11 protein-coding genes are annotated in these 12,729 nt (G+C 46.5%); 9 read left to right on the top strand and 2 right to left on the bottom strand.

From position 1 onward, the window contains the following. Position 1: 1 nt before the first annotated feature. The 7 genes from mnmH to AC0YN4_RS04235 all read left to right on the top strand — a co-directional run bounded on the left by mnmH (position 2) and on the right by AC0YN4_RS04235 (position 8,152). Positions 2-1,048 (top strand): tRNA 2-selenouridine(34) synthase MnmH, encoded by a 1,047-nt coding sequence (gene mnmH / locus AC0YN4_RS04265; protein WP_475835238.1) that lies wholly within the window; start codon positions 2-4, stop codon positions 1,046-1,048. 195 nt (positions 1,049-1,243) lie between these two features. Next, positions 1,244-2,119 (top strand): cation diffusion facilitator family transporter, encoded by an 876-nt coding sequence (locus AC0YN4_RS04260; protein WP_475835237.1) that lies wholly within the window; start codon positions 1,244-1,246, stop codon positions 2,117-2,119. A 159-nt stretch (positions 2,120-2,278) separates the two neighbouring features. Further along, positions 2,279-3,265, top strand: coding sequence for a serine hydrolase domain-containing protein (locus AC0YN4_RS04255; RefSeq protein ID WP_475835236.1), 987 nt, complete (start codon positions 2,279-2,281; stop codon positions 3,263-3,265). Continuing rightward, positions 3,262-4,383: a phosphotransferase gene (locus tag AC0YN4_RS04250; protein ID WP_475835235.1), complete on the top strand. Its 1,122-nt coding sequence runs from the start codon at positions 3,262-3,264 to the stop codon at positions 4,381-4,383. The genes AC0YN4_RS04255 and AC0YN4_RS04250 overlap by 4 nt, the downstream gene beginning before the upstream one ends. Before the next feature lie 129 nt (positions 4,384-4,512). Beyond that, a complete protein-coding gene (locus tag AC0YN4_RS04245) occupies positions 4,513-5,907 on the top strand; it encodes a spore germination protein (protein WP_475835234.1) in 1,395 nt (464 codons plus the stop codon). 17 nt (positions 5,908-5,924) lie between these two features. After that, on the top strand, positions 5,925-7,058 hold the full coding sequence (locus AC0YN4_RS04240) for a Ger(x)C family spore germination protein (RefSeq protein WP_475835233.1): 1,134 nt from the start codon (positions 5,925-5,927) through the stop codon (positions 7,056-7,058). After that, positions 6,950-8,152, top strand: coding sequence for a GerAB/ArcD/ProY family transporter (locus tag AC0YN4_RS04235; RefSeq protein WP_475835232.1), 1,203 nt, complete (start codon positions 6,950-6,952; stop codon positions 8,150-8,152). Before AC0YN4_RS04240 ends, AC0YN4_RS04235 begins: the two co-directional genes overlap by 109 nt. Before the next feature lie 42 nt (positions 8,153-8,194). Here the strand turns inward: AC0YN4_RS04235 and AC0YN4_RS04230 are convergent, their stop codons facing one another. Next, positions 8,195-10,153 (bottom strand): glycoside hydrolase family 127 protein, encoded by a 1,959-nt coding sequence (locus AC0YN4_RS04230; protein WP_475779907.1) that lies wholly within the window; start codon positions 10,151-10,153, stop codon positions 8,195-8,197. A gap of 142 nt (positions 10,154-10,295) precedes the next feature. Here AC0YN4_RS04230 and AC0YN4_RS04225 point away from each other — a divergent pair, with 142 nt between their 5' ends. Next, positions 10,296-11,108 carry a helix-turn-helix domain-containing protein gene (locus AC0YN4_RS04225; protein ID WP_475779908.1) on the top strand — a complete coding sequence of 271 codons (813 nt, stop codon included), beginning with the start codon at positions 10,296-10,298 and terminating at the stop codon, positions 11,106-11,108. Positions 11,109-11,163: 55 nt separating this feature from the next. After that, positions 11,164-11,643, top strand: a complete 480-nt coding sequence (locus tag AC0YN4_RS04220; protein ID WP_475779909.1) for an N-acetyltransferase family protein — start codon at positions 11,164-11,166, stop codon at positions 11,641-11,643. On the opposite strand, the gene AC0YN4_RS04215 is transcribed toward AC0YN4_RS04220, so the two are convergent. Further along, the gene (locus tag AC0YN4_RS04215) at positions 11,640-12,725 is read right to left on the bottom strand and encodes a GerAB/ArcD/ProY family transporter (protein WP_475835231.1); all 1,086 of its coding nucleotides are present in this window, start codon (positions 12,723-12,725) and stop codon (positions 11,640-11,642) included. The two genes, AC0YN4_RS04220 and AC0YN4_RS04215, sit on opposite strands and share 4 nt — an antisense overlap. Between the last annotated feature and the right edge of the window lie 4 nt (positions 12,726-12,729).

Below are 12,729 nucleotides of genomic sequence, written 5' to 3'. Positions count from 1 at the left end.
TATGTTTCAGGACCTAAAACTTCAAGAATTGCTTGCACTGCGAGAGCAGAAGAATATGGTAACGATTGATGTAAGGTCGCCTTCCGAGTTTGAGGATGCCACCATTCCGGGCAGCTTGAATATCCCTTTCTTCGACGATAACGAACGAGCAGAGATCGGTACGATATATAAGCAAGTTAGCATCCAAGCGGCCAAAGAACGAGGCCTTGAGATTTTTTCCGCCAAGCTTCCTTCTTTCATTAAACAATTCTCCCTCATCCCCGGCAAAAAGGCTGTCTTCTGCTGGAGAGGGGGCATGCGCAGCAAAACTACAGCAACGGTCTTGTCTCTCATGGACATTCATGTTAGCCGGTTGGAAGGCGGCTATCGCGCTTTTCGACAAGGCGTGGTCCAAACGCTTGATGAACTTGACGTGTTACCTCCTGCATATGTGCTGCATGGCAACACAGGCAGTGGGAAAACAGCAATTCTGCGTCAATTGCAAGAACGGGGCTATCCCGTGTTGAATTTCGAAGAGCTGGCTGGGCATCGCGGCTCCGTGTTCGGTAATATTGGGGTAAAGGCACATAATCAGAAGAAATTCGATGCATTATTAGTAGATGAGCTGGTGGGCATTCAGCAAGCCTCTTATCTGCTTTTTGAGGCGGAGAGTAAACGGATTGGCAAAGTCGTCATCCCAGATCAGCTGCTGCAGAAGAAAGAGGCGGGGCATCAAATATGGCTGGAGGTCCCGCTCGAAACGCGTGTTCAGCATATTTTGGAGGATTATCGTCCTTGGGAGCATCAAGAGGCTTGCTTGAAGTCCTTCCTTCAAATCAAACCGCGCATCCATACTCCGATCGCGGCTGAGATCGAACAGTGTTTGAAAGAAGAGAAGTATGACCGTGCTGTGGAGCTGCTGCTTGTCTATTATTATGATCAGCGTTATGCCCACACTTCGTCGGGATACAGCTCGGAGAACAAGACAGTCATTGCTGCGCAATCTACCGAAGAGGCAGTTGAAGCCGTCGAGCAGATGTTGCGTTCGCTGAAGCCTACATCTATATAGCTGAATGTCGTTAATGAATCCGCTCTAGTGGCGGATTCATTTTTTTTGCCTATGGACGAACATTTTTCGTGAGGGCAACTCTATTTACTCGTCCCACTTTTGTGAGCCGAATGACAAAACGTTTCTCTAGACCCACATCGTTATTGGCTGGTACGATAAGGCAACAAAGCATTAAAGGAAGGGATTTTTGCCGCAATGGAACAGCAGAAGTATGATCAACTCAAAATCGGAGAACGCGGTGCACTCATAAGTATAATTGCGTATATCCTTCTATCTTCATTAAAGCTTGTGGTTGGGTATATGACCGGATCTGAAGCGTTGCAGGCGGACGGTCTGAACAATGCAACCGACATCGCGGCTTCGATCGCCGTACTTATTGGACTGCGGCTGGCTCGTAAACCGGCAGATGATGATCATCCATATGGTCATTGGAAATCAGAAACGATCTCTTCCATGCTCGCTTCCTTTATTATGATGGTTGTCGGCTTGCAAGTTCTTTACCAATCCATCACTTCGATCTTTCAAGGTGAAGAGAAGTCCCCGGACCTGCTCGCGGCATGGGTGGGCATCTTCTCTGCAGTCGTCATGTATGGTGTGTATCGCTATAACAAGAGATTGGCTGCGCAGATTAACAGTCAAGCGGTCATGGCTGTAGCCAAAGATAATCTCTCGGATGCTTTCGTAAGCCTGGGCACATTCGTAGGCATCATCGGTTCGCAATTTCATCTGGCATGGCTCGACCCGTTTACCGCCATCGTCGTCGGATTAATCATCTGCAGGACGGCATGGGTGATTTTCCGTGAGGCTTCACATCATCTCTCGGATGGGTTTAATGAAGAGACGATCCTCTCCTTCAAAGAAATTGTCTTGAATGTGCAGGGCGTAGAAGACGTTCGAGATATTCGAGCAAGAAATTACGGCAGCAGTGCAGTGGTTGACGTGACCTTATTGATTAAGGGAGATATGGAATTTCAAGAAGCGCATGATGTCGCGACAAGAGTAGAGACGGAGTTGAAAAATTCGTCGAACGACGTTTACGAAGTCCATGTGCATTATGAGCCGATTGATTAAGAATCGGTAGGCTTACTCACTTGACCCGCAGACGGCTGCGGGTTTCTTTGTGGAATCAACTGAACTGGAATAATCTTGTATCCATACAGAGGTGATCGTAGGCGAGATGTAGAATGCTTGAGGTGGACATTAACCCACTCACAAAGGAGAAATAAGGGTATGGATGCAGCGAAAACTAGTGTATTTAATGAGCTTAATCAATATGTACTGGATATTCGAAATCAAATTTCAGCCTCTGCAGCAACTGTTATTGTGATCCAGAATGATCAGATCGTAAACGAATATTATGCGGGTTACCATGATAAATCGCCTAACAGTCGAATGATCGATGAGCAATCACAGTTCAATGTAGCATCCATCCGCAAAACCTATTTGGGATTCGCAATTAGTCTGGCACTGTATGAAGGGAGAATTAAGGACATTAATGATTCTGTGTCCGACTATCTCGATGACCTGAACGAGAGCATTATCGCGCAGACTACGATTAGGCATCTGCTTACTCATACTCACGGATTACAGGGTCCAATGAAGAGGTTATTTCCTCCGGGAACGGATTGGAAATACAATAATGCCGGTGTGAATATGCTGATTCGCATCGTTCAACAGGTCTTTAATCAGACCCTCGCAGAGGTAATTAACGAACGAGTTTTTGAACCGTATGGGTTTACAGAGACAGGCTGGAGACGCGAAAAGAATGATAACTTGGTGTGGCTTGGTGAGGAGTATCTAAGCGATCAAGGCGGTGAGGCGAATCTCTTCGTGAGCACAAGAGAGCTAGGCTACTGGGGACAGATCCATCTGGCAAGAGGCATGTATAAGGGGAAGCAAATCCTTCCGGCTGCACTGTTTGATCGAGTAGTTTCGATTGCAACGCCGAGCCGCCTAGATGAATCATTACCTCGAAATGCTTTCTTCTGGTGGGTGAAGGACAAGTTCCGCCCGTTATCCGAACTCGGGAATGAGCTTCCGAATGGTTCCTATCAATCGCTCGGATTCTACGGTAATGCGGTATTGGTTATTCCCGCGTATAACGCTGTGGCGGTTCGAATGTTAAATCAATTGGAACCGAATCCAATCGGATATGATTATCTGCAGGATATTCAAGGCTTTGGGAATCTGGTCGTGAAATGTTTGAGTGAGCAATGAATACACAACCTATTCCAGATAATATCGACGCAGAACGAGTTCGAGCAGTCTCTATTCACTGCTTACAACTCGATCACGGATCTCTGATTGAGTGGCATTGCGAAACAATCAAATCGGCCAGACCTAATTTCGTGACAGGCGGCGTATATCGGATTTCCGGAAGCACATGCCTTGAAGATGGAACACCCCAATCATGGTCACTGATTCTAAAAGTCATCCTAGTTGACCCCAATCGAGATGATCCGTCGCATTACAATTATTGGCGCCGAGAAATAGACGCTTATGAATCAGGTTATCTTCGCCATTTACCGGCGGGGTTGAAGGCTCCGGAATGCTATGCAATCGACGAAAATGTCGACGGCACCGTATGGCTCTGGCTGGAGGATATAAGTCAGGAATCACGATCCTGGCAATGGAACGATTATGCCTATGCTGCGGAGAAGCTTGGCGAGTTTCAGTCCGCCTACTTAGCAGGCAGCCCGTTCCCGGATTTACCTTGGGCGAATCGTCACTGGATGCGCTCTTGGATTCATGAATGTCAGACCTATAGGACGACGAATGCCAAGACAGCAACCATAATTGATAACGAATCCAAGCACAGAGTGACCGCCATCATCGACCGCTTCCATTCATTTGAATTATTTATTAACGACTGGCTAATCGAGTTAGAGCAATTACCGCGAACCTTTGCGCACCAGGATTTCTATGAGCTTAACATTATGTTGCATGCAGAGCATTCTCAAGTCCGGCAGCTTGCCGTGATTGATTGGCAGTTTGCCAGCATTTCCGGAATAGGGGAGGATTTGGGCCGATTCTTAGGTTTATCGGTTAGCCGCGGAAACGTGCCTATGGATCAATTTCGAGCTTATAGGGAGCATTTACTATCCTCATACCTTGAGGGGATGAAGCGAACGGGTTGGAATGGAGACGAGTCCATTCCACGATTCGGTTATCTTGCCTCTTTCGCCTTACGTGCCGTTTGGGAAGTTCCGAAGCTGCTCCGCAAATGGGAACAAGATGCCGAATCGGCAGAGTGCCAACGTTTGCTGCTCATTACAGAACTACAGATGGAAACCGTGATCGAAGCTGAACGACTGAGAACGTTTCACTTAAGGTGATCCGCATAAATGATAACAAAGAAGAAGCTCTGACGTAACTTACGCGCAGGGCTTCTTTTCATTTCTTGAATAAGGACATCCAAATGCTCACATGATAAAACGAAGCTGTTGGAAGGAGGTGGAAATGACTTGGAGCCAAACTTTCCAGTCGATGTGAACGAAAGTGTGAAAATCAATCATGATGCATTACGCCATATTTTTGATAACTGTGCGGATATCGTATTTAGACCCTTAAAACTCACTGATCAATCCGAAGTTTTACTTGTTTATATAGAAGAGTTTACAGATTCGACTAGACTGGAACAAATCATTTCGGCATGCATGATTAGTCGCGATGTTGAACGGCTGACGCAATATCAAATGATTACTCGGTTCTCGGAGGTTATAGCCAACGTTCTCAAAGGCTGTACCGTTATTTTTATAGATGGCAAGGCTTGTGCTTATTTGGCCGAAATGACCGTTTACAAACAACGTGCAATCTCTGAGCCATCGAATGAGGCATCCATTCGCGGGCCGCGTGAAGGATTTACGGAAGATCTCAAAACGAACTTAAGTTTGATTCGAAGAAGAATCAGTCATTCGTCCTTAAAGTTCGAAATGCATCAGGCAGGCGAATTAACCAATACGGATTTTGTCGTGGCGTATATCGAAGAAAAGGTTAAACCAGAGTTGCTCCAAGAAGTCAGAAACCGACTTCAATCTTTTCGCACGAATCAACTGACGGACTCCAGCTATATTGAAGAGTATATCGAGGACAAGACCTTCTCCCTATTTCCACAAATCCAAAATACGGAACGTCCGGACACGGTATCTTCGAGTTTGTTATCCGGCAGGGTAGCCATTATTGTGGACGGCTCTCCAAACGCATTGCTGCTGCCTATGACGTTCTGGTCAGGCTTTCAAGCAGCGGAAGACCACTATGAACGATTTATCTACGTTTCGGCGGTCAGAATATTACGAATCATATTTGTCATTTTGTCATGCCTTCTGCCATCCGTATATGTTGCGCTCACGACGTTCCATCCACAGATGATTCCACTTGCAGTGATGCTCAGTATCTCGGCTTCGAGAGAAGGAATTCCGTTTCCAACCGTTATCGAAACCTTGTTAATGGAATTGATGTTCGAAGGATTGCGGGAAGCCGGTCTTCGATTACCTAAAGCCATTGGTTCGGCAGTGAGTATAGTTGGCGCGTTGGTAATTGGAGAAGCAGCTGTTCAAGCTGGATTTATATCTGCCCCTATAGTGATGATCGTAGCAGGTACCGGGATTGCATCCTTTGCTTTTCCAAGCTATAGCTTGGCCTTGCCGTTTCGAATGCTGCGGTTTCCACTTCTAATCGTAGGCGGTTTCCTTGGTTTATATGGTGTCGCGATCGGAGTCATCTTCATTATGATTCATCTCGTAACGTTAAAGTCGTTCGGGGTTCCTTATTTAAAGCCTGTAGCTCCTATAGGGAAAAATATCTGGAAGGATACGCTTATACGATTTAATAAACGATACGTATCGGCGCAACGAAAATAATGAGGAAAATAGGTTTCATGTCTTGTTTGATCTTGACGCTGTTCATTTCCGGATGTTGGGACAGAAATGAAATAAACGAATACGCGTTTTGGATAGGAACCGCACTGGATTTATCCGAAGAGGGGACGCTGCAGAAAAGTGCTCAGATCGCCGTTCCTGCTGATTTCAAGGCGAGAAGTGGCGGTCAGCAAAGGGCAAACATCGTTCTAACAACGACTGGTACTTCCATCGTAGATTTGGAACAAGAAATTCAAGACAAACTGCCCCGAAAAGTTTTTCTGGGACATCGAAGGTCCATATTCATCGGAGAGAAGCTTGCGCGTAAAGGCTTAACCCAAATCATGGATCAATTCTCACGGAATACCGATACACGTATGCGCACGGATATATTCGTCGTGGATGGTGGAAAAGGAAGCGATGTCCTGAAAATCAACAGTCCCTTTAATCAATTTTCCGCAATCGTTGCCGTAGATCAAGACCGCTTCTGTCGTTTAGGTGACTCTGCCTTACGGGATGTCTTACTTGATGTAGGACGTGATGGCATTCGGCCGTCTATGCCAATGGTTGAGACATCACCTAATAATGTGCTTGAGAAACATAAGATCATCGAAGTGAAATCCGTTGCAATCTTTGATCGACACTTGCAAATGGTCGGTAAGGTGACGGGTAGAGAATCGTTGGAAATGTTCTGGGTGAAAGGCGTATTAAAAAATCAGTTCATTTCGTTGGAAACGGAAGGAGGCGCCGTATCATTATTTGAAACCAACTTGAAGAAAAGCGTTCATACCGAATTTGAAGGAAATAAAATCAAAGCGTACATCAAGCTGGTGGGGACCGGAAGGGTCCTTGAAAACAATACGAATATCGATATCTCAGTAACCTCGGAACGTATTCCGTTAGAACGCAAGCTAAATGAAATGAAAGCCAAGCAAGTAGAGGCAACAATCAAGAAAGTGCAGCTTCAGTATGGACAAGATGTGTTTGGAATCGGAGAAGAGTTTCACAGAGAACATCCGTACAAGTGGAAAGAAATCAAGAGCAGATGGGATCAACTATTTCCGGCAGTAGAGGTATCGGTTACTGTAAAATTGAGAATTCAGAATACGGGGGCAATTGGAAGACGCATCCCAGGAATAGGAGACAGGAAGTGAAAATTTCTCCTTGGCAATTGTTTTGGATGTTCACCACATTAGAAATTTCAATGAGTATCTGGCTCACGGTGTCTCCTTCAATCGAGATTGCCAGACAGGACGCCTGGATATCCCTATTAGTGGCGGGGGTCATTGGATTATTCGTGACCTTGATTTGTATTCGAGTTTCGCAAAGGCATTCTTCGCTTACCTTGGTGGAGTTTGCTCAGAAGCTGTTTGGGAAGTGGATCGGGAAGCTGATAGGCGTGTTGTATATCATCATGTGGTTTTCAGTTGCGTCAGATATCTTGCGCATTTTCTCCTTGTTCATTAAGCAATTTTTATTTCACAATACGCCGATTTGGGTTATCGCATCGCTAATGGTCGCAGCTATGGTCTATATCAATTTCGCCGGAAGCATCGAAGCGATCGCTCGTTTTAGCGAAATGGCCGGCCCACTTCTTCTGGTGGGCATCTTAGTTACATTCGGATTAAACTTAACTAATTTGCATCCATCGCTAATTTTACCTGTCTACGCAGATACCGGGTTTCAGCTTATAGTGAAAGGGTCTTTTGTGAACGCGTCATTTCTAGGGGAGTCCATGATGATCATGATGTTGACGCCTTTTATCGCAAACTCGCAAAAGTTGGTTAAGCCGACGCTGCTTGCGATATGCGTCCCATCCATAATAGCCGTACTTACAGCAATTATGGTTATTATGACATTCGGAGCCAATATCGGTTCAACCTTAATTTTCCCGTATTTCAGCATGGTTCGATTTATTAACTATTTGGAGTTTGTTCAAAATATGGATGTCTGGATTATGTTCATCTGGATCTTCAGCGTTTTCGTAAAGTTGGCGATCTATTTGTTCATTAACAGCTATGGAACCGCACAATTGCTTGGCATCAAGAACTGGCGAAGAGTTATCCTATTTGCTGCAGCCGTCATTTTCTCGGTCTCACTCGTGCCCGCAAATATAATAGGCATGCTGGATTACGCGAACTTTGTATGGATTCTGTACATATTCCCTATATTCATCGTCGGATTGCCGTTACTTCTATTGATCGTTAGTTTAATTAGAGGGCAATCTCTTATGCATGAATCCAAATAGCTGCGTTGAACTTGACATGAAAAAAAGCCGCGTAAACGCGGCTTATTCTCGAATCCAGACCAGCATTTCCCCCGGCTTACGATTACCCCACTGCGTATAAGGAACCGCATAGATGCTCTGTTTCTCTAGCTTCAGTGATGAGGTTCTATAGAGCGACGAGTTCTCCGCGTCCACATCTTCTTGGCGATATCCTTCAGCGTGCAGCGCTACGGAATTCCCATTATGAACAAGTCGAATTTCAGCATCCGCTGGGAGAATGAGATTCGGAAGGTCAGCACCATTGTCCATTTCCTCGAAGCAGTATACCAGAGGTCCGCGCTGCAAAGCTACGCGACCTGCATTGGCGCGAACGTTAGGATGAGCATAAATACGCTTAGGTTCCATATCTAGCTCGAGAGTGATGACATCGCCTTCTTGCCAGTCACGGGTCAAATAGGCAAAACCTTGACGGATTTCAGGCTCCACAACACTACCATTCAGGGTAAAGTTGGATTGCTCGGACCAAGCTGGAATACGCATCGCGATGGTAAATTCACCGGTTCCCGCCGCAGATGCAACGTGAATACGAACATGGCCATTCCAAGGTAAGCCGCTCTCGAGCTTAAGGTTTACTTGTCGTCCGGCTATTGTATGCGTCGTTTCTGTTCCGATATACAGATGCGTGTAGAGAACATCTGAACTTGCTGTGAACATGTACTGGCCGAGAGAAGAGAGCAGCCTCGAAATATTCGGCGGGCAGCAAGCGCATGCGAACCATTGTTGCCGGGTTGACTTGATGTGATGTTTGCCTGGATTGCCTCTGCCTGCTGCGGGCCACACCTCGAGCGGATTGACGTAGAAGAAGCTTTGTCCATCGCTGGCCAATGCTGCCGTTACCGTATTATATAGCGCGCGTTCCATCACATCCCCGTATTCGCCGTTCGGCTCCAGCTGCAGCATTCGTCTGGCGAAGAAGATCAAACCAATCGATGCACAGGTTTCGGAATAGTTCGTATCATTGGGCAAATCGTAGTCAAATGTGAATGCTTCGCCGTGATGCGTAGAACCGATACTTCCGGTTACATACATCTGCTTGTTCACTACATTACTCCATAACCGCTGGCATGCGGCCAGTAAACTTGCATCCCCCAGATGAAGAGCAAGATCAGCCATAGCGGTGTACATATAGACAGCTCTTACGGCATGTCCGGTTGCTACCTCTTGATTGCGTACCGGCTTATGGGCTTGCAGATAACGTAGATCCTGATGTTCCTTCTGAACGACCCCAGGCGTCCAATAGGTGATACGACCGCGTTTCTCCCATTCTTGGGCCAAGTAATTCGGCTGCTGACCGCGCTCATCAATGAAGAAACTCGCCAGCTTCAAGTATCTCTCTTCTCCAGTGACTTCATAAAGTTTGACTAGAGCTAATTCGATTTCCTGATGTCCGTCGTATCCACGCAGTTTGCCCGGTTCATCCCCGAAGTGAGTATCGATATGATCGGCCAATCGTCTAGCTACGCTCAGCAGGGTCGCCTTGCCGGTTCCTTGATGATAGGCTACAGCTGCTTCGATCAGATGGCCCGCCGTATACATCTCGTGGCAGTCCATCAAGTTCGTAAAGCGAGTACCCGGCTCGGCAATGGAGAAATAGGTGTTCAAATAACCGTCTTCCTGCTGAGCAGAGGCAATTAGGTTAATCGCTTCGTCAGCGAGTTGCTCCAAATCTGCATCCGGTGTAGCGGCAAGGGAGTAGCCGACGGCCTCCAGCCATTTGTACATATCGGTATCCTGAAAAACAAAACCTCCGAAATTCCCTTCTTCCAGTCCTGCTGCAATACGAAAGTTACGTATAACGTGGCTGGGCTCCGCCGATTCTATACGATCGTTCATCGCTTCCCATTGATAGGGAATGACTGTCTCGCGAATCAGATTTACAAATGAAGACCAATAGCTATCTTGGACTTGAACGGCACGAAGGTCGAGTGGGGAGGAGAGGGCTAGTCTATTATCTGTTTTCATGTGTGGTTTCGCTCCTTTGGTTGAACTTGCAAATCTATCATAAATGAAGAGGGAATAGGCTGTCGGTAGGCGAACTAGTAGATTAGGTGTCAAAAACTGACTTCATTCCGAAGAATTCGCCAAGACAGGAGCTGTTGCTGGATTGCTTCCTCTATATGTGCATGAACCTTATCGACTTGTAATGGCCGGTCAGTTTATGTCCGATGAAACGTGGTCACATACGGATCGTACGATTTATGACTACGAGCTTATTATTGGCGTTTCAGGTGTTGTATTCATGGAAACAGATGGCCTTATGTACGAGGTGAAAGCAGGAGATATCCTATTTCTGATGCCCGGTGAACGACATCGCGGATACAGGCTTTCTTCGCCGGGCGTGTCCTTTTATTGGTTTCATTTTCATCTGCCTGAAACACTGGGAAGTGACCCTCTGGGCCAAGTGCCGCGATATGCGGAATGCTCGAATCAGAGCAGAGTCCATATATTAGCTCGTCAATTATTGCATGCAGCCAATGGCGGTTACCGGATTCCGCGAGCGGGGGACTATTATCTGACCTGTCTGTTGATTGAGCTGGCGGAGCAGCTTGAACATTCGAATGAGCTGGAAGCGATGGATCCAAGGCTGCCGCAATTACTGGAATGGACGCGTCTTCATGCACTTGATCGCGATATTTCCGTAGAACGGATAGCCGCCCATCTGGGCTATAACAGGGATTATCTCTCTCGGATGTTCAAGCAGAAATTCGGTTCCGGCCTCCTCAATTATATCCACCATATCAAGCTTGAGACGGCGAAGGAGATCCTTGCGGATTCGAAGCTTCACGTTAAAGAAGTGGCTGTACAGGTAGGTATCGCCGATGACAAGCAGTTTGCCAAGTGGTTCAAGCGATTATCCGGCGTAACGCCGACGGCCTATCGCGAGGCTTTCGCGCGGACAAGGTTGAACAAAGATTAGCGATCAGCTTCTTGGGTGTAGATCGCACTAACCGTATGATGAGAAGGGTGATTAGATGCTTATTGTAAGGCCAATGGAACAAGATGATTTTGATTTTCTGATGGATATGCATTACGAGTCGATTCATATTCTAGAAGACAAACCGCCTAAAGACGAGCTTCTGAATGCACCTGCAATCAAGAAATATAGCGAGGGTTGGGGCAGAAGCGGTGATCAGGCGTTAATCGCATGGCTTGATGCCAAATCGGTAGGGGCTGTTTGGTATCGCTTATTCGATGAATCGGACAAAGGTTACGGATTCGTGGATCGCGAAACACCGGAGCTTGGAATTGCCATACTTCCTGATGCCAGAGGACAGGGAATAGGCAGCGTGCTAATGAACGAGATCATGCTGCAAGCTAGATCTGACGGTTACAAATCTCTATCATTGAGCGTTGATCCTACCAATACTGCAGCAGTTCGGTTGTATGAGAGGCTTGGATTTGAATATTGCGGGATGTGTGGAACTTCATGGACGATGAAGGTAGACCTCTAGAACTTGGAAAACCGTTTTCTAACACTGCCAATCATCCATAGCAGCAGCGGGATCCCGATGAGGAATATGGGGAAAATGACATTTTCCCAGAAAGCAGTGAAGTCTACTTGGGATTCGTCCACATTACGGGGGAACAGAGCGATTGCGAAGATGAGTACGCCGGTGATCCAAAGCAAATGCCGCCATTTGCGGATATGAAACAATTGAGCGGAGCCGTAGCTGGCCATGAACATATAGAGGCATACTTTGATGAATACGGTAAAGCTCATCCCAACAACCAAAAAAATATCGAGATTTTGTATGAACTCCATAACGGATATGTATTGGCTGATGGAATATACGGGGTACACCAGTTTACCCGGAACGGTACTGCCCATCATCATCAACGTGTCGATGATACCGTTTAATAGAATGACCCCGGCAATTCCCACGCTCCATAAACCAGAGGATACCGCCTTTTTCTTATCGGCAAGAAAAGCGACCAGCATCACGATCATAACCGATTCGCTCATGAAAGAAGCCGCAGGTACGCTTCCTGTTATCACAGGCAGCCAGCCCTCTGTGGGCTTGAGTGGGAGCAGACTCTCCAGGTTTAAGTCTTTAAGAGATAGAACTCGGAATAATAAGATGTTAAAGATGATGATAGGTCCGATGATTTCGCTGCAGCGTCCGACGATATGGATGCCTCCGTGTACCGCATATACGATGACCAACAAGATAAACAAGATGATGACCCATAAAGGAGTCAGCACGAATAAGGTCATATGAACAAAGTCCGCAAACTGGCGCAGAATGATGCCGGCTATGACAATCCAAATAAGCAGGTACACGAAGATGATCGCGTTACCTAACCATTTTCCTATTATCTTCGGGACATATTCGACGAACGTGTTCTCTGGATAGAGAAGGCTTAGCTTTATCGCGATATAAGTAACCAGCAAGGATGCCACGCCAGCTAAGACCATGGCGAGTGGTGCACCTTGCTTGGCCTCTTTGAACGTTGGGCCGAGCGCCAGCATGATTGTCATGCCGATCTGCATCGTAAACATCAGCCAGAACAATTGATATTTCGTCAGCTTCATCATA

It is taken from the genome of Paenibacillus sp. J22R3, from assembly GCF_056269305.1.
The sequence above is the reverse complement of the archived record's forward strand: the minus strand, read 5'-3'. Positions and strand labels throughout refer to the sequence as shown.

Excerpts from the sequence above, each read along its gene's own strand:
- AC0YN4_RS04260 (WP_475835237.1), top strand. The coding sequence starts at position 1,244 with ATGGAACAGCAGAAGTATGATCAACTCAAAATCGGAGAACGCGGTGCA.
- mnmH (WP_475835238.1), top strand. The coding sequence starts at position 2 with ATGTTTCAGGACCTAAAACTTCAAGAATTGCTTGCACTGCGAGAGCAG.
- AC0YN4_RS04235 (WP_475835232.1), top strand. The coding sequence starts at position 6,950 with ATGGGATCAACTATTTCCGGCAGTAGAGGTATCGGTTACTGTAAAATT.
- AC0YN4_RS04255 (WP_475835236.1), top strand. The coding sequence starts at position 2,279 with ATGGATGCAGCGAAAACTAGTGTATTTAATGAGCTTAATCAATATGTA.
- AC0YN4_RS04230 (WP_475779907.1), bottom strand. The coding sequence starts at position 10,153 with ATGAAAACAGATAATAGACTAGCCCTCTCCTCCCCACTCGACCTTCGT.
- AC0YN4_RS04240 (WP_475835233.1), top strand. The coding sequence starts at position 5,925 with ATGTCTTGTTTGATCTTGACGCTGTTCATTTCCGGATGTTGGGACAGA.
- AC0YN4_RS04250 (WP_475835235.1), top strand. The coding sequence starts at position 3,262 with ATGAATACACAACCTATTCCAGATAATATCGACGCAGAACGAGTTCGA.
- AC0YN4_RS04220 (WP_475779909.1), top strand. The coding sequence starts at position 11,164 with ATGCTTATTGTAAGGCCAATGGAACAAGATGATTTTGATTTTCTGATG.
- AC0YN4_RS04215 (WP_475835231.1), bottom strand. The coding sequence starts at position 12,725 with ATGAAGCTGACGAAATATCAATTGTTCTGGCTGATGTTTACGATGCAG.